General features: G+C 45.5%; 15 protein-coding genes. 7 read left to right on the plus strand and 8 right to left on the minus strand.

What is annotated here, in order from left to right; all coding sequences use genetic code 11:
- Window positions 1-83: 83 nt before the first annotated feature.
- A complete protein-coding gene (locus tag BLV22_RS09325) occupies window positions 84-1,037 on the plus strand; it encodes a Gfo/Idh/MocA family protein (protein WP_091614354.1) in 954 nt (317 codons plus the stop codon).
- Between the two features lie 50 nt (window positions 1,038-1,087).
- Here BLV22_RS09325 and alr read toward each other — a convergent pair whose 3' ends face one another.
- Window positions 1,088-2,176 (minus strand): alanine racemase, encoded by a 1,089-nt coding sequence (gene alr, locus BLV22_RS09330; protein ID WP_091614357.1) that lies wholly within the window; start codon window positions 2,174-2,176, stop codon window positions 1,088-1,090.
- A 240-nt stretch (window positions 2,177-2,416) separates the two neighbouring features.
- On the opposite strand from alr, the gene BLV22_RS09335 reads away from it, so the two are divergent.
- From BLV22_RS09335 to BLV22_RS09345, 3 genes are all read left to right on the plus strand, one after another.
- The gene (locus tag BLV22_RS09335) at window positions 2,417-3,298 is read left to right on the plus strand and encodes an aldo/keto reductase (RefSeq protein ID WP_091614359.1); all 882 of its coding nucleotides are present in this window, start codon (window positions 2,417-2,419) and stop codon (window positions 3,296-3,298) included.
- A gap of 106 nt (window positions 3,299-3,404) precedes the next feature.
- Entirely contained in the window at window positions 3,405-4,139 is a 735-nt protein-coding gene (locus BLV22_RS09340; RefSeq protein WP_091614362.1) for a YqcI/YcgG family protein, read from the plus strand.
- 201 nt (window positions 4,140-4,340) lie between these two features.
- A complete protein-coding gene (locus BLV22_RS09345) occupies window positions 4,341-5,816 on the plus strand; it encodes a protein adenylyltransferase SelO (RefSeq protein ID WP_091614365.1) in 1,476 nt (491 codons plus the stop codon).
- Between the two features lie 99 nt (window positions 5,817-5,915).
- Here BLV22_RS09345 and BLV22_RS09350 read toward each other — a convergent pair whose 3' ends face one another.
- Window positions 5,916-6,845 (minus strand): AEC family transporter, encoded by a 930-nt coding sequence (locus BLV22_RS09350; protein ID WP_245724063.1) that lies wholly within the window; start codon window positions 6,843-6,845, stop codon window positions 5,916-5,918.
- Between the two features lie 369 nt (window positions 6,846-7,214).
- On the opposite strand from BLV22_RS09350, the gene BLV22_RS09355 reads away from it, so the two are divergent.
- A complete protein-coding gene (locus BLV22_RS09355; protein WP_091614368.1) occupies window positions 7,215-8,801 on the plus strand; it encodes an L-lactate permease in 1,587 nt (528 codons plus the stop codon).
- A gap of 57 nt (window positions 8,802-8,858) precedes the next feature.
- Here BLV22_RS09355 and BLV22_RS09360 read toward each other — a convergent pair whose 3' ends face one another.
- The 4 genes from BLV22_RS09360 to BLV22_RS09375 all read right to left on the minus strand — a co-directional run bounded on the left by BLV22_RS09360 (window position 8,859) and on the right by BLV22_RS09375 (window position 12,548).
- Window positions 8,859-9,563, minus strand: a complete 705-nt coding sequence (locus tag BLV22_RS09360; protein WP_091614371.1) for a C40 family peptidase — start codon at window positions 9,561-9,563, stop codon at window positions 8,859-8,861.
- 361 nt (window positions 9,564-9,924) lie between these two features.
- Complete coding sequence (locus tag BLV22_RS09365) at window positions 9,925-10,491, minus strand: NAD(P)H-dependent oxidoreductase (RefSeq protein ID WP_091614373.1); 567 nt, start codon at window positions 10,489-10,491, stop codon at window positions 9,925-9,927.
- Window positions 10,492-10,599: 108 nt separating this feature from the next.
- Window positions 10,600-11,787 (minus strand): MFS transporter, encoded by a 1,188-nt coding sequence (locus BLV22_RS09370; RefSeq protein WP_091614376.1) that lies wholly within the window; start codon window positions 11,785-11,787, stop codon window positions 10,600-10,602.
- Between the two features lie 122 nt (window positions 11,788-11,909).
- Complete coding sequence (locus BLV22_RS09375; RefSeq protein ID WP_022794018.1) at window positions 11,910-12,548, minus strand: HD domain-containing protein; 639 nt, start codon at window positions 12,546-12,548, stop codon at window positions 11,910-11,912.
- Window positions 12,549-12,789: 241 nt separating this feature from the next.
- Here BLV22_RS09375 and BLV22_RS09380 point away from each other — a divergent pair, with 241 nt between their 5' ends.
- The gene (locus BLV22_RS09380) at window positions 12,790-13,443 is read left to right on the plus strand and encodes a TVP38/TMEM64 family protein (RefSeq protein ID WP_091614378.1); all 654 of its coding nucleotides are present in this window, start codon (window positions 12,790-12,792) and stop codon (window positions 13,441-13,443) included.
- A gap of 76 nt (window positions 13,444-13,519) precedes the next feature.
- Here BLV22_RS09380 and BLV22_RS09385 read toward each other — a convergent pair whose 3' ends face one another.
- A complete protein-coding gene (locus BLV22_RS09385) occupies window positions 13,520-15,127 on the minus strand; it encodes a solute:sodium symporter family transporter (RefSeq protein WP_091614381.1) in 1,608 nt (535 codons plus the stop codon).
- Between the two features lie 231 nt (window positions 15,128-15,358).
- Window positions 15,359-16,948, minus strand: coding sequence for an acyl-CoA synthetase MbcS (mbcS, locus tag BLV22_RS09390; RefSeq protein ID WP_091614384.1), 1,590 nt, complete (start codon window positions 16,946-16,948; stop codon window positions 15,359-15,361).
- Between the two features lie 217 nt (window positions 16,949-17,165).
- On the opposite strand from mbcS, the gene BLV22_RS09395 reads away from it, so the two are divergent.
- A complete protein-coding gene (locus tag BLV22_RS09395; RefSeq protein WP_091614388.1) occupies window positions 17,166-17,501 on the plus strand; it encodes a hypothetical protein in 336 nt (111 codons plus the stop codon).
- The last annotated feature ends 12 nt before the right edge of the window (window positions 17,502-17,513 follow it).

Here is a 17,513-nt window from a genome sequence, read left to right on the forward strand (position 1 = left end):
TCTAAATGGCAGGAAGCTTTTGTCATAATGGTGTACAATGTGGCAGCGAGACTGTATTTTGCAATTAATGAGGAGGCTTTTTGATGAAAACAATTCGCTGGGGAATTTTAGGCACGGCCGATATCGCCAGAAGACAGATGCTGCCTGCACTGCAGCATACGGAAAATGCCGAAGCGTATGCGATCGCAAGCGCCAGCGGAAAAGCAGAGGAACTAGCCGAAGCCTTTCATATTCCGAAGGTATACCAAAGCTACGACGACCTGCTTGAAGACCCGGGCATCGATGCGGTCTATATTCCTCTCCCCAACCATCTCCACAAAGAATGGAGCATCAAAGCTGCCGAAAAGCAGAAGCATGTATTATGCGAAAAGCCGGCGGCACTGACTGAGGCGGAAGCCGGGGAAATAAAAAACGCCTGCGAACAACACGGCGTTCAGTTTATGGAAGCGTTCATGTACCGATTCCATCCCCAGCACCAGCTTGTACAAAAAATGCTTGCAGGTAATGCGATTGGAGACGTTGTGACGATGCGCTCATCTTTCACTTTCCCGCTGCAGCATACCGAAGGCAACATACGGCTTCATTCGCAGGCTGACGGCGGTGGAAGCCTGTATGATGTCGGCTGCTACTGCATTCATGCCATCCGCCAGGTCATGGGGGAACCGGAGCATGCGAGTGCTTTTTATTCATTTCATGAAAACGGAGGCAGTGACTGGGCTGCTGCAGGTGTTCTTACTTTTTCCGATGGCCGGCTTGCCCACTTTGATTCGGGCATGAACGCTGCTCTCCGCAACGAGTACGAAGTAGTAGGCACGAAAGGCGTACTGCGGGCCCACCAGGCGTTTGTACCGACAGAACGTCCGTGCAGGGTTTCTATCGAATTGGAAAGCGGGGAATCCTACAGCGAAACCATCGCAGATAACTATTACATTACCGGCATGCAGTCGCTTTCCCTCGGCCTGCTGGAAGGGAGAAACTGGCCTTCCGATGGACTCGCGGAGAATGCTTCCGTCCTTGAGCAGCTGATAAATTCATAAAAAAATGGCCCGCGGCCGCCTTTTCCTGGCAGCTGCGGGCTTTATTACTGTTATTCTATATACTTCCGTTCAATGGATTCCTGTACATTCATAATCGAAACCCTTGCCGTTAAAGCCTCCCCTTCAGTGACCGATTTTCCGGTCACGTCCACCAGGGAAAACTGCGAACTTGGCTTCCCGACGATCGAAACAGGTTCCCCGCCCCAGAATATTTTCGCTGGCGGCCGGACATAGGAACGGACATTCCTAAGAATGTTGAAGGTCAGCTTTTTTAACGTATCGGGCTGGTTCTCGCGTGCAAAGTTAAATCCGTGGGCTTCTCCGAGTGGAATGAGCCCGATAGTCCTCGGCTCCTCAAGCGGCTTTGTATCCCCGTATCCTGCTGTGCTTCCTGTTTCAATTTCCCGCGTTTCAAGAAGAGGTGTTTTCAGCTCAAACGTTTCTTCAAAACGCAAACCGTTTCTGCTCGCCGCCTGACCGAACATCGCATTGCCGATACGAATCATATTAAATCCAAGATCTGGATGTTTGACAGCTATCGCGCTGTTAGCCATATGCACGTACGTTGGATGAATTTGATAAATTTTCGTTATGATTTCTACGCACTGCTTTAAACGATCACTTTGAACAGTAATTTTTTCTGCATGCTTGTTTGCGGCAAAATGAGAATAAACGCCTTCCATCTTCACTGATTTTAATGTTTGATACGCTTCCAGAAATGCGCCTAAATCTTTTTCATCCAGGCCGAAACGATTTAAAGAAATATTAATTTTTAAATGGAAGGGATACAGCCCCGCATTTTTCTTCCGTGCTGCCTCATCTAATTTTTTCATTTTTTCAATCGTGTCAACGGTAGGCGTTAAGTTGTAATCAATTGTGCGTTCCGCATCAAAATAAGGACCTAAGATTAATATAGGAGCTTTCACACCGTTGTTTCGCAGTTCAATACCTTCTTCCTCCACCCCTGCCGCTAAATAATCAACTTCGTTTTCAATGTACTTGGCCATAGGAACCAGTCCGTGGCCGTAGGCATTACTTTTAACGATGCCAGCAAAAAAATTATCCGGCATCCGGTTTTTAATTTGATGAATATTGTTGCGTACAGCCTTTACGTTAATTTCGATCCATGAAGAATTCATCCATTACACGCCCTTCTCTGTTGAATATTACTCTTTAAACCTGAGAATAATTTCATGCGTCTTCTGTTCTATACCTTTACGTGCCTGCTCGAAAACTACCATTCTATCATCTTCTTTAATATAAATACATTTCCAATCGGCTTTTATTCTTCTGGGAAAAGCATTTGATTAAAAAAACCCCGGCGCGGGTATGATAAACAGGGTATGTATACTTTTGTTTTTACCGAAGGAGGATCATATATGAGTAATTCAGACATTACCGCAGATCAGGCCGGTACGTTCCGGATCGGTGGCGATATAGAAGTAAACCGTTTAGGTTACGGCGCAATGCAGCTGACCGGTGAGGGAGTATGGAAAGAACCTTCCAATCCTGATGAATCCGTTCGTGTGCTCCAACGGGCATCAGAGCTCGGGGTAAACTTTATTGATACCGCAGATGCCTATGGCCCGTTCACGGCCAACCGCCTCATTAAAGAAGCGCTTCATCCATATAATGATGACATGACGATTGCGACAAAGGTCGGCCTCACCCGTGCAGGCCCTAATGACTGGCGCCCGGTGGGACGTCCGGAATACCTGCGTCAGCAGGTGGAGCTGAATCTGATGGACTTAGGTCTTGAACGCATCGATCTTATGCAGCTGCACCGTGTAGACCCTGAAGTCCCTATTGCAGATCAGATCGGTGAGCTGAAAAAAATGCAGGAGGAAGGCAAAATCCGTCACATTGGACTCAGTGAAGTGAATACAGAGCAATTTAAAGAAGCGCAAAAGGCAGCTTCCATTGCTTCTGTCCAAAACCGCTATAACCTGGCCAATCGTGACTCCGAAGAAATGCTCGACTATTGTACCGATAATAATATCGCATTTATCCCGTGGTTCCCTCTTGCTACTGGTGAACTGGCCCAGGAAGGCGGACCGCTCGCCCAGCTGGCAGAAGAGCACAATGCGAAACCAGCACAGCTCGCGCTTGCATGGCTGTTAAAGCGCTCTGATGTCATCCTGCCAATTCCAGGAACGTCCACGGTAAGCCACCTTGAAGATAATATCGCTGCAGCCGGCATTAAACTGAGTGACGAGGAGTTCAATACGCTTACCAACGCCGTGAAGAACAGCAGCAGCTAAACATTTTATACAAGCTTTCAGCCGGCAATGATGCTTCAGAGGCTGAAAGCTTTTTTTACCTGGGGCCCGGCGCCCTTGATTTTTCCTGAATGAAAGGAGCAGCAGTATGTTAAAAACGAACAGCCCTTACCTGCTGACGAAAGAAGACATGGAAACTTCCAACGAGCTTCCCTCCTGGCTGCAGGAGGAATATCAGACCTTTAAGCGTGTTGTAACCAACCCCGAGTTCCCCTGCTTTTTCGGCATGAAGGCACAGCGGAAAGGAGAGCTCCGCTACTCTTATATCAACCATGATCAGTGGGATCACCTTGGCGGCGTACTCGAAAGCTTTCTGCATTTAATGAAAGAACCACCCTTTACCCGGCACGGTCTGTTCCTTTTCGTCGAGCCGGAAACACGTGAGCAGTCCGTCGATTATTATCGTTCTTATTTCTGGGACGTTCTGCAGCACCTGCACGAACAGGACCGGTACAGCTGGCCGGGAGACAAACCAAAGGACCCTGATCATTTTCTGTGGGATTACCATTTTGCCGGCGAACCTGTTTTTGTTTTCGGTAATGCCCCGGCCTATAAGCAGCGGAAAACGAGAGATCTGGGGAACAGTTTGATTCTCGGCTTTCAGCCCAGGGCTATTTTTGAGGGCCTCGAAGGTACAGAAAAAGGTGGCATTATGTCGAGGGAAAAGGTGCGGGGACGCGTAGAAAAGTGGGACGGCCTCCCCACCCACCCGGATATCAGTCATTTCGGGGATCCGACGCACAATGAGTGGAAGCAGTTTTTCATTGGAGATGACATTAAGCCGATAGAAGGCAAATGTCCATTCCATCATAAAGACGTATGACCATTTTTGACCAAGACAGTTAAATATTTTTCCAGCGCTTTCTGCTGAACGCAGGAAGCGTTTTTTATATGTATATATTTTGCATCTTAATATTTGAAGTACCAGGAGGCCGGCCTGTATAATGAAAATGTACATTCTATAAATAATGATTTGCCCAATATAACTTGCTGAGTTTTAAAAATATATTTTAAAGGAGTCTTTATGGCTGAAGAAAATACAGTAAAAAAAGCAGGCTGGCAGCTTGAACACAGCTATGCCTCCCTTCCGAATACCTTTTTTTCCAAGATCACCCCTGCCCCGGCTCAGAGCCCGGAGCTGATTGTATTGAACGAACAGCTTGCTGACTCTCTCGGACTCGACAGCGAGGAATTGAAAGAGGAAGAAGGTGTACAGATACTCGCAGGCAGCCAAACGCCGGAAAACGGCCTCCCGCTTGCCCAGGCCTACGCCGGTCATCAGTTTGGTCATTTTACGATGCTCGGGGACGGGCGCGCCCTGCTTCACGGGGAACAAATAACGCCGGATGGCCGCAGAGTCGATATTCAGCTGAAAGGATCCGGCCGCACGCCTTATTCACGCGGCGGGGACGGACGAGCCGCTCTCGGCCCAATGCTCCGCGAGTATATTATCAGTGAAGCGATGCATGCCCTTGGCATACCGACCACCCGGAGTCTTGCCGTAGTCAAAACCGGTGAACCAGTCTTTCGTGAAAGTGTACTGACCGGTGCAGTGTTAACACGTACGGCCTCAAGTCATCTGCGCGTCGGGACGTTTGAATATGCTTTAAACCGCGGATCGATGAATGATCTGCGGGCTCTTGCCGACTACACAATCGACCGGCACTACCCTGAAGTCCGGGAAACAGAAAACCCGTACCTGATGCTGCTCCGGGAAGTTGTTACACGCCAGGCTTCCTTAATTGCCAAATGGCAGCTTGCCGGCTTCATTCACGGGGTAATGAACAGCGATAATATGGCTCTCAGCGGCGAAACCATCGATTATGGTCCGTGTGCTTTTATGAACATCTATGATCCGAAAACTGTATTCAGTTCAATTGATGCGCGCGGCCGCTATGCTTACGGAAGACAGTCTATCATGGCAGAATGGAACCTGTCCCGGTTTGCCGAAGCCCTCGTCCCGCTGATTGACGAAAACCAGGAAAAAGCCGTTGAGCTCGCGCAGACAGAAATCTCCCGCTTCCCGGAACAGTTTAATGAGTACTGGATTCAGGGTATGCGTGCAAAACTAGGCCTTTTCACGGAAGAAACAGAAGACGAAGCACTAATTACCGACCTGCTCAACCTTATGCAGGAACATGAAGCAGATTACACGAATACCTTCCTGGCTCTCACCTTTAACAAGCTGGATGACTCCGGGCTGTTTACAGACAGCAGATTTGCTTCCTGGCAGGAACAATGGCTTGAACGTATCGGAAGACAAAATGAATCCGAAGAATCTGCCCGCCAGCTGATGTGTGACCACAACCCGGCGGTAATTCCGCGGAATCATCATGTGGAAGAAGCACTTGAAGCTGCCGAAAAAAATGGAGATTACAGCGTCATGAATCAGCTTCTGGATGTACTTTCAGAACCCTATGCCCACACCAGGGAGCAGGAAAAATATTCAGCACCGCCCGCTCCCACGCTTGTGCCCTACCGCACTTACTGCGGCACGTAGAAGAACGATATGCAGTTAAAGGAATCCCCCTCAGCAGTGAACGGGGGTTCCTATTTTTATAAAAAGCTTTTATCAGCGGTCCTGACAGTTTTACCGCCTTTACCCAAACCATATCTGTGATAAAAAGATGACAACGGAAACCGTCAGCCCTCCAAGTATTGTAGAAATAAGCACGCTTTGAGCAGCGTATTCCGGATAATTATCGTATTCGAGCGCAAACAGGGCGCTGTTTCTGGACATGGGAAACGAGCTTGCAATAAATAATGCCTGGGCAATCGTTCCTTCAAGCTGAAGCAGCCAAATAATTCCCAAAGCGATAAGCGGAGCCCCCATTAATCGAAGACTGATGGTAAAAAAGAAGACCGTGGATAAATATTTCAGCTTCGGATAAGCAATCTGTGCCCCAAGGACAAGAAGCGCGAGAGCCGTGAACCCGGCAGCAATCTGATTTAGCACCTGCTCTGCCGCTTTTGGCAGTGAAAGATTAAATATGTAAAACACAAGACCAAGAGCTAAGGCGTAAATCGTGGGCGTTTTAAATAAAGGAGACAGGTTTTCCTTTATTTCTGTTTTCTGTGTAGTTGCAGAAGTAAAAACTCCATATGTAAATGTTAAAAAGTTTTGAAACATCAGCACAATAATTTGGATTGATACCCCGAGCGGGTTGGAAGCGAACACCAGCTGGCTGACCGGCAGCCCGAAGTTTCCTGAATTCATAAGTACTACACTGTTTTTAAATGTCGCAGTAAGCTTCGCATCCATCCCGAACAATCTCGCACATACGCCGGCAAACAGAGCCAGAAAGAAAAACTGGATAAGCAGAAAGGCACCAACCTCAAGCAAAACAGATGATTCCACCTCCATGGTAGAAATGTTTGTGAAAATAACGACCGGGAGAAACAGTCCCGTTAACAGCTTGGACAACGTACTGAGATGAAAATCATATATCCGATGAAGTACTGCTCCGAGTAGCAGCAAAATAAAGATTGGAAGCATTACTTCGAGCATAATTAATGGTAAAAAGGACAAGAAAGCATCTCTCCCCCGCAATCGGTAATATGAATGATTTTTTCATCCTTCATCAATATACTAATAATTCTGTCCAGCAGCAATGATATTGGTAAATTTATCCTCAAATACACTGAATAACTATTCAATGTTTAGAACGCTCAAGCTTAATCAATTTTTAATCAGCTTTAATCCTTAGCTGTGACAATATATTGTCTGATTTATGTCTGAAAAACGACAAAATATTCTACGCCTCCCCTGGATCAGGATCTCCTATTGCATCTATTGATGAAAGCGTTTAACATAGAATTAAGACATCTGATGACCATACCTCCAAAAATGAATTTAACTTTTATTTTTAATTATTTCCCCTCTAAAGGAGATACGTCTATGCTGATGCTCGTCGCGCTAAGCGCTGTTATTTTTCCATTTCTTTTTCTTGTTCTGCTTCGCATGCCTGCCATTAAAGGAATGACTCTCAGTTCTGTGATTGTGCTTCTGCTTGCCGTTACAGTATGGGGCATGGGAAGCCAGGTTATTCTTTCTTCCATTCTGCAGGGCGCTCATAAAACATTAACCATTCTGCTTATTTTATTTGGAGCGCTCGTACTGCTGAATACTCTGCGGAAAAACGGAGCTGTGGACCGTATCAACCAGGGGTTTCAAAGTATCTCAGAGGATATGCGGGTGCAGCTGATCATCGTTGCTTTTCTGTTTGGCTCCCTGCTTGAAGGAGCCGCCGGCTTCGGCACCCCGGCAATGATTACTGCTCCACTGATGCTGGCCTTAGGCTTTAAGCCGCTTGCTGCAGTATCTACAGCGCTTATAGCGGACAGTTCAGCCGTTGCTTTTGGAGCCGTGGGTACGCCTGTGATTGTCGGTCTCAGCACACTTGAGCCAGCAAGCCCTGCCTTTTTTCAGGAAGTCGGTATTTCAGTTACATTAATTGATCTGTTTGGCGGCACTTTTATACCATTTATTCTAATTGTGGTGCTCACTCTGTTTTTCGGAAAAGGCAACGGGTTGAAAGACGCATGGCCAATGCTTCCCTGGACATTGATGATCGGAGCTGTGTACACGTCGTCAGCGTTATTATACGCGTTCTTGTTCGGACCGGAGTTTGTCGCTATTTTAGGAGCGCTCACCGGACTTGCTGCAGCGACATTCACCGCAAAAAAAGGAATTCTGCTTCCAAAAGACATCTGGACGGATGCCCTGCAGGAAGATTTCGAAATTGATACAAAAAAATCCGACATGAGTCTTTTTACCGCCTGGTCGCCGTACTTGATCGTGGTGGCCCTCCTGCTTCTAACAAGAATTGTTCCGTGGTTGCGGGAATTTACGACTACAGTTCTTGACCTTTCCTGGACTAACATTTTAGGGGTTGAAGGAGTAACTTCCAACTGGGAGCTGCTGTATTCTCCCGGAACCATTCTCACTGTTACTGCCCTGCTTGCAGTACTGATTCAACGGCGTTCATTTAAAAATTTCACCGCTTCTTCCAAAGAAGCTCTTTCCACTATCAAAATTACCGGAATTACTTTATTCGCCACGCTTGTGATGGTGCATGTGTTCAGTAATTCCGGAATTAATACCAACGATATAACCAGTATGCCAGAGTATATCGCAGCCGGTATGGCGGCTGCTTTCGGCCCAATGTGGATTCTTGTCGCACCGTTTCTTGGAGAACTTGGATCATTTATTACCGGAAGTGCCACCGTTTCCACTCTTACGTTCTCCCCTGTACAATACAGCATCGCCAATGCTACTGGAGTAGATGCCAGTGTCGTACTCGGCGCACAGCTTGTAGGCTCCGGCGCCGGAAACATGATTTGTATTCATAACGTAGTCGCTGCATGTGCAGTGGTTGGCATGGAGGGAAAAGAAGGCAGCGTAATCCGCAAAACGCTCGGCCCGGCCATCCTTTACGGGGTGCTCGCTGGAGCAGGAGGATTCATTATAATGAATGTATTCTAATACAAAAAACAGGCGTGACCACTAATTGGCGTCACGCCTGTTTTTTTGAATTCTGATTTAAATTTGGCCCGCGCCCATGTAACGTGGACCCCAGTAAGAGCTGTCAAGACTCGATGTAGTTACTCCGGTAGAAGCCCCAGCATGAACAAATTCATTGTTTCCTATATAAATGCCCGCGTGGGAAGCTCCGCCTCTTGTATCAAAGAAGACAATATCTCCCGGGGATGGGCTAGATACCTTTGTACTCGCACTGTAGATTGAAGATACAGTACGCGGCATGCTTTCCCCGTGCTGCGCGTAGACGTAGTTAATGAAACCGCTGCAGTCAAATCCGCTTGGAGACTCGCCGCCCCATACATAAGGTGACCCGATGTATTGCTTAGCGGTACTCGTAATACCCGAGCTGCTGCTTGTAGATGCGCCAGCTACCTGTTCACCCGAAGAGCCTGATCCCATTAAAGAGTCCTGCGTCGATGGACCGGCTACGCCGTAATAACTGCCGGCCGGGGATGAAATGCCGTGATCGGATTGATATTCTTTTACCGCACTTAACGTTTTTGGACCGAACCTTGAGCCGGTATATCCATGGAAATACCCTTCATCCTTTAAGGTTTCCTGTAAATCGTTTACCGAGGAATTAGTGTCTCCGTAAGATAAAGATCCGTGATCATCGATTGATGCGTCTGCTGCCTGCGGGGCGCCAAACAGAACCCCTGCTGTAATTGCTGTTCCAAAAAGATATTTTTTCATTATAATGTTCACTCGTCGCAGCACCTATCACCGAAACTTAATTAAGTAGGTATTATTTATTTTTCTTATATGTTTACTTGCCTTTTTGCCACACGACTGGAGTAACAACGGCTGGTCACGACGGAGTGAAACTGCACCTCCATTAAGTAGTTTAAAAATTTTTATGTGCGTTGAATCAGCGACTCAACATGACCGAGTATATCTGACCCAACATCGTTAAACAACGACATTAGGACATTTGTAATCTCATTTTAATAAAAGTAATATTTTATACATTAATTAGGTAAATAAAGTTTAATATCTCTTTAAATACATCATAAATTTTTACATTAAGGGGCCAAAGCACTTCGTTTTACAAATTCACTTTTAAAAATTATTTATTATTAATAGAAAAATAAAGCTTTAAATGATTATATAAATCTTTTTTATATTTTTCGATGTCAGGATTTTTCTTTACATCGAAACAGGAAAATGTTTTCAACCGCTCCATCCCGGCGTACTTATGGCTTAAATGCAGATGAAATAATACTTCATCGGCCGTTCGGCCTTCGAAAAATGAATCTTCTCTGCCAAAGGAGTCAACAGGTGCATTCCACGTAGTCGAAAATAAATATTTTGTATCATTCAACAGCCCCACGCCTATTCCATACTCTTTTGCTTTTCCTTGAAAATAAACCCCGTATTCATGCGTTTCGTCCAGATACTTTTTGAATAGAGCCGGGACACTGTAATTGTAAATGGGTGTTTGATAAATAACATAGTCCGCCCACAATACCTTTCGCTGTTCTTTTTCCTTTTTAAAACCTTCCTGAAGCACGCTCGTTTTCACTGCATAGTTTTCATTCAACTGCCTGACTATGTAATCAAAAAGAGTTTGATTCAAAGAGCCTTTCGAATGGCGGTAATATTCATGGCCATTGATTACAAGAATATTGGTCATAATACCTTCCTTTTTAAATTTCTAATTTAAATACGTATGTGTCTGAATCATTAACAAGGGCTGTTCCGGATTTTTCCGAATACAGCCCTCATGCTTTGACTCAACTGTTTAAGCTGCACCCGAAGATTCAGCAGCCTCTCTGCTTTCCATCCGGTGAAGCAGTATTGTAAGCAGAATACCGATGACAGAGAGAGCTGCCCCGCAAAGCGTCAGCACAAAAAACGTTACTCCCGCATTCAGTACAATTGTTCCCAGAGTAGCTCCGAGCGCGTTTGCCAGGTTAAAGGCGGCTGCAGCTATTGTTCCGGCAAGAGAAGGAGCATGCTGGCCGGTAATCAGCAGCTTGGCATTTAACAGCGGCACTGTGCCAAACGCAAACATTCCGAGTAGAAAGCTTGCGACAAATAACGTGCCGATAACGCTGATCATTGGTATAAAGAAAATCAAAATGAGTGTCAAAAGCAAAAACGCAATACGCAGCCTGCTCGTTAAATGATGAAGCGGGATGCGGCTTGAAAGGAAGTTCCCGGCCACAGCCCCCGTGCCGAACGCAAATAGCGCAAATGTTACACCTACTACGTCCACACCGCCTATTTCACGCAAAATCGGTTCTTTGAACACATAGGTCGTAAAAACACCTGAATAGCCGAGAATAACGATGGCAAGCGTCATAAGAAATGTCTTTTCTTTAAAAACACCCAGTTCGTTTTTCACTTTCGGGATCTCGGTCGGCTTTTCATTTGGCAGGGTCAGCACAAGTCCGATTAGCGTAATCAATCCAAGGACAGCAATCATCCAAAATACAATTCTCCACTCCAGCATGCCGCCAAGAAACGATCCGAACGGCACCCCAAGCATAATTGAGATAGTTAAGCCGCCCTGCACAGCAGCAATTGCCTGCCCTCTTTTCGACGGAGCTACAATGTGGTGGGCCATAGCAAGACTGAGACCAAAAAACGGAGCGTGAATCGCCGCTGAAATCAGGCGCGCTACCACAAGCACGGTAAAAGACGTCGCCATTGCTGCTAAAGCATTGCTTAGCACAAAGACTGCCATACAGGAAATCAGTACCGGCTTGACCGGAAACTTCATCGTTGTGATACGAAAGATAGGACCAAAAACCGCCACACTGATAGCGTACACACTGAGCAGGAGACCAGTAAGAGAAACAGGTACATTTAAATCGTTCGATAATTGAGTGACAAGACCAGTAATCACGTATTCAGTCATACCAATGGAAAAAGTTCCTATCATAAAAGCGATAATAATGGCCCGGTTCGTACGAAGAATACTCATCTTTGCCACCTCTCTTTTTTAAAACTATGAGAGACTATGGTAAAGCGTTTAACCTAAATTGTCCACCCCTATAAAAAATGCTGCCGTCGAAACGGCAGCACCTCTGTTTGTTTATCGTATTTTTATTCTTTCCACGGAGAATGGAGAACACATTCGCAAAAGTCTGGACTCTTATAATCCGGCATAAACCGCTCGCAGACGTCTGCTTTAATATTTCCGAATGTCGTCTCCGGCTTATGCTTGAACCCTTCATAAAAAGCAGGAAGAATTTTTTCTTTAAAATTATTCCGCGGGTACGCGCTTACGACCTCTTCCCGTAATTTTTCAGGAAACTGATGGTATCCATCTCCCATAACGTCAAGTCCTACTCCTGAATAAAGAAGGGAAACCTCAGACTCTTTATACTCTGCAACCCCAATTGTCGTATGCAGAGCGATAGCGTCCCACACAAGACGGATAGACTCATCCTCCATGTTATGCTGCTGCAGGAAGCTGCGGGCTGCATTGGCCCCGTCTACCTCAAACCGTTTATCAGGACTGCTGTACTGAGTCGTCAACCCGAGATCATGGAACAGAGCACTCACATATAACAGCTCCGAATCATACTTCAATCCGGCTTCCCTTCCCTGAATTTCTCCGAAAAGATAGGCGCGGTTCGAGTGATTCCACAGCAGTTCGGACCCGTATTCCCGCAACAGATCAGCTGCTTCTTTTGCTATTTTACTGTCAGGAATTTTTACTCCTGCTACACTATTTGCCATGTTCATTCATCCTTTCCAGGTATATGTTTATCTGCCTGCTTTAGTGGGTTTCCCTTCTACATCTTCATGTATGCGTTTTTTTAATAATTTATATGATGCCTTTCATTAATTGTCGTTGTATGTATCATCGCGTGTTAAGCTGAAATAGTCTAAATTCGCAGAAACAGCCCCGCTCTACTGCTTGTTTCACAAATATTAAGCAGTATAAACTGCCCAGCTTCTGCAGCAAAGGAGGAAAAACGTGCGCTCACGTATGAATATTACCAAAGGCTTCTTATTTATTGCCGCTTTAATCGGGCTGTATTACCTTTTCAACATCAGAATGAGCATTCGTCCAACAGAAATTCAGAACTTCATCACTTCGTTTGGATGGATTTCACCGTTCGTTTTTCTGCTTGCCTACACGCTGGGCCCTTTTATTTATTTTCCTTCCTCCCTTTTGTCCATTACTGCAAGTATCACCTACGGCATATGGCCCGGAATACTTTATATATGGACAGGTGCCCTTGGAGGAGCAACGAGCGGGTATTTTATCGGACGTTTTATGGGGAAAACCATATTCAGCAAACGTCAGATCCCGTGGAACCCCAGAATGAAATATTTGATGGAAAACCATGGTTTTTTCGTAGTGCTGGTGCTCCGCCTCGTCCCGCTGATGGGGTTCAGCATGCTAAGCTATTTGTCCGGCTTTTCGAAAATAAAGTATCCACATTTTATTTCTGCAACCATGATCGGTATCATCCCCGGGATGATGATGTACGGCACGTTCGGTGAAAGTATTGTCTCCGGCAACCGCGTACTGCTTTGGATCGCCCTCGCTCTTCTTCTCATTTTGAGCACTGCCGGTTTTTTCCTCCGGAAGAAAATCAAAAGATGGCTCGGTATGCAGCCATGAAACGCATATTCAGCCTCAACATAAAGAAAGCTGCAGCACCTCACGGCACCGCAGCTTTCTTAATATCTACTGTTTGTTAAACGGCAAGACCGATTGGAGAGAACAGCAGGTAGGTTACTACCACAGTAATAATAATGACTGCGCTCACCCATTTTCTGTGCTTCCAAGGTGTCATATCAACCTTGTTGATATTTTCCTGGAACTCAAACGGCTTGTCGAGCGGCTTCCACCGGCTTACCAGCCATAAGACGAAAATGTCGACAAAGAACAACACACTGAAGGCGTACAGATAATGGTAATCCATAAATATCCAGAAAATACCGTAAAGTACTACGTGAGTGATAAATGTCACTTTTGCGGCAAAGGCTGTACCATACTTGAAATAGAATCCGAGTATGATAATGACAAGCAGCGGCATACTGTATAGTCCGTTAAACGATTGAACGACATTGTAAAGCCCCGACGGAGCAAAAGAAATCAGCGGAGCAATTAAAATAGCAATTAAAGCTACAATTACTGTAATGAATTTACCAGCCCTCGCTACCTGTCTGTCGCTTGCATCTTTTTTAATTAACGGCTTGTAAAAGTCCAGGGTAAACAGAGTAGCGGTTGCGTTCAAAGCACCGACAAATGAACTTAAAATAGCTCCAAAAATGACTGCTGCAAAAATTCCTTCCACCGACGGCGGCAGTACTTCAGTAACTAAACGTGGATACGCGTTATCTGCTGTTCTAAGTTCGCCGCCAAACAGATTAAACGCAATAATTCCTGGAAAAACTAGAAACAACGCGCCGAATATTTTAAAGAAGCCTACATATAAAGCACCCTTCTGACTTTCCTTTAAGTTTCTTCCAGCCAACGCTTTTTGTACGATCATCTGGTTTGTGCACCAGAAAAACAAGTTATTAAAAAACATTCCTAAAAAGAGCGTCGGCCACGGTACATAAGAAGAATCAATAGCGCCAATAGAGTTTAGCTTTTCAGGAGTATTGGCCTGAATCGTTTCCATACCACGGAAGAAGTTGCCATCACCTAAGGCCATGAGACCAAGAACGGGAATAGTAAGTCCACCGAGCAAAAGAGCAAGGCCATAAACGGTATCACTGAAAGCGCTTAACCTCAAACCGCCCATTAAGAGGTAAAGAAGACCAATAAGTCCTGTTAATCCAGCGATAAAAGCTACGGCTGTTAAGGGCTCTACGCCGAGCAGCTGATCGACTGCAAAAATTTGATTGAATACAAGTGAACCAGAGTACAATACAACAGGTAAAAAAGAAGTCATATAAGTGAAAATAAACAGAAAAGAAGCAATTCGTTTCGTTGTTTTATCGTACCTGGTTTCAATAAAATCAGTAACAGTGTCCACACCATATTTTAAGTATTTTGGAAGAAACACAAGTGCCAGTAATACAATCGCTATAGCTGAAGTTACTTCCCACGCCATCACTTCCATCCCGGAAGCATAGCTTTGGCCGTTTTGCCCGACAATCTGCTCCGTGGACAAATTCGTCATAATAATTGTTCCGGCAATCGTAATACCAGTTAAACTTCTGCCGGCAAGAAAATACCCTTCAGCGCTATCCGTTTTAACTGAGCGGCTGCGGGTAAAAGCAAAAAGCCAAATTGCCCCGACGATAATAATAAATGTAATAAGAGATAAAATAATGAGCCCCCCTTTAATCATATGCTTGCATCATATTTTTAAAATTGAAACAATTGTTACTATTTTTGTTTCAACTCGTTCCCCCTCGGCGGGGTTGTTTTTATTCTAACTGAAAACACTAGTAAGGTAAACGCTTTCCTAAAAATATTTTTAATTTTTACCTAATTTTATATTTTTACGAAACAGGGGTCGCGAAAATATGCGACTGCCCTGCGGCATATGCTGCAGGGCAGTCGATTCAGGCTGTTTCAGCTATTGATCTTTGTTCGCCTTCGCGATCTCCTGTTCGCGTAGTTCTATGCGACGTATTTTTGCAGAGCTTGTTTTTGGCAGTGATTCAACAAACTCAATGCGGCGCGGATATTTATACGGAGCGGTCATTTCCTTTACGTGATTCTGCAGTTCCTTCGTTAAATCCTCTTCATTTTCCACCTGGCCGTTAGGCACGATAAAAGCCTTCACGACATTACCCCGGATATCATCCGGGCTTGCCACAGCGGCACATTCTTTGACCGATGGGTGTTTTGTGAGTGCATCCTCTACTTCGAACGGCCCGATCGTATATCCTGAACTGATAATAATGTCATCACTGCGCCCCTGGAACCAATAGTAATTATCTTCATCCTTCATCGCTCTGTCACCGGTTAAAAAGTAATCGCCCTGGTAGGAATCATTTGTACGTTCGGGCTCTCTGTAATAGCCCTGAAACAGCGATGGAAGATCACGATGTACAGCGATATTGCCAATTTCATTGGCCTCCGCCGGGTTTCCATCTTCATCTACTATTTCAATAAACTGTTCGATCATCGGTTTACCCATAGAACCTATTTTTTCAGGCACGCCCTTCAGCGTTCCGATAAGGAGCGTGCTTTCTGTCTGCCCGTAACCGTCACGCACAGGAAGATTAAACTTGTCCCGGAACACTTGAATGACTTCTTCATTCAAAGGCTCTCCTGCTGAAACCGCGCTGTGCATCGCTGAAAGATCATACTTTTCGAGACCTTCAATTTTAGCCATCAACCGGTACTCTGTCGGGGTGCAGCAAAGCACATTTACTCTTTCGTCCTGAAGCAGCTGCAGGTAAGTCTCCGGATCAAACCGGCCGTTGTAGGCAAATCCGGTGGCGCCCTGACCGAGCACAGATAAAAATGGGCTCCAGACCCATTTCTGCCAGCCTGGTCCGGCGGTAGCCCACACAACATCGTTTTCGTGAATGTCGAGCCACTCATCTGCCGCTACCCTAAGATGGGCATAGGCCCAGCCATGGCTGTGCACGACAGCTTTTGGTTTACCCGTCGTTCCCGACGTGTACGGAAGAAAAGCAGTGTCATCACGGTGAGTCTGTACAATGTTAAAGCTTTGGGATTCTTCAGCTGCCATTGTTTCAATCTCTTTCCATCCCTCTTTGCTGCCACCGATCATCAGCTTATGGTCGAGTGTCTCCGGCATAGGATCCATCCGGTCAATTTCATCTGCGTACGGAGCATACGAAATAATCGCGCGGGATCCGGAATGATCCGCCCGGTACTTAATGTCATCCGCCCGGAGCATTTCTGACGAAGGAATAATCACAAGGCCTGCTTTCAGGCACGCGTAATACGTAACATAGGCTTCCACAAGACGGGGAACCATGACAAGCACTTTATCTCCTTTGGAAAGTCCAAGGCCGGTGAGTACGTTCGCATACTGATTGGCCTGCTGAATCAGTTCATGATATGTAACCTCGCGGCGGCTTCCTTTATCGTCCTGCCATTTCAATGCCAGACGGTCTGAATCATAGCGTTCCATTTCTTCGATTAAATTATAGGTTTCATTTGGTGTCAGCTGATTTGCATCAATCATAATTACATATCTCCCTTACCACTATTTTATCTTTTTCCATCATATGTGCCACAGCAGCGTATGTCTACTTATACGCCTAAAGAAATCTGATTATTTCCATTATGATTTTATCTTTTTTTTTTATGTTTGTTGAAAGAAGGAAACGGTTATAGCAGGAGAGGAACGTTTTTGTACGGTAACTACTATTGATTTGGAAGCAGAAAGGATGAATGTCACGATGAATATTATTATCAGTAAACCTAATGAGGAAATTGAAGTCCGCGAAGTAGAGGGACAAAATGATATCTACAGTATCATGGGCAACGACGCCATCATGCTCGAAATGATTCCGGAGCTTGATATTTACGCTCTTGCGAATGAAAATCAGTATGAAGAAGCGGATTATAAAGTAGAATCCAAGCAGTTCGGGGATCTTACGAATAAATACTCCCTGACAGGAACGTCCGTTATATTGACGTTAGACGCTGCCGGCAACTATGCTGAGTTGAACGACGAGCAGATTGAAGCTGTCCGTCAGCTGCAGGAAGTCCGCGGCGGTAATTTAAACAGCTAATCATTTCCCAGT

It is taken from the genome of Marinococcus luteus (assembly GCF_900106595.1).
Lineage (GTDB): Bacteria > Bacillota > Bacilli > Bacillales > Marinococcaceae > Marinococcus > Marinococcus luteus.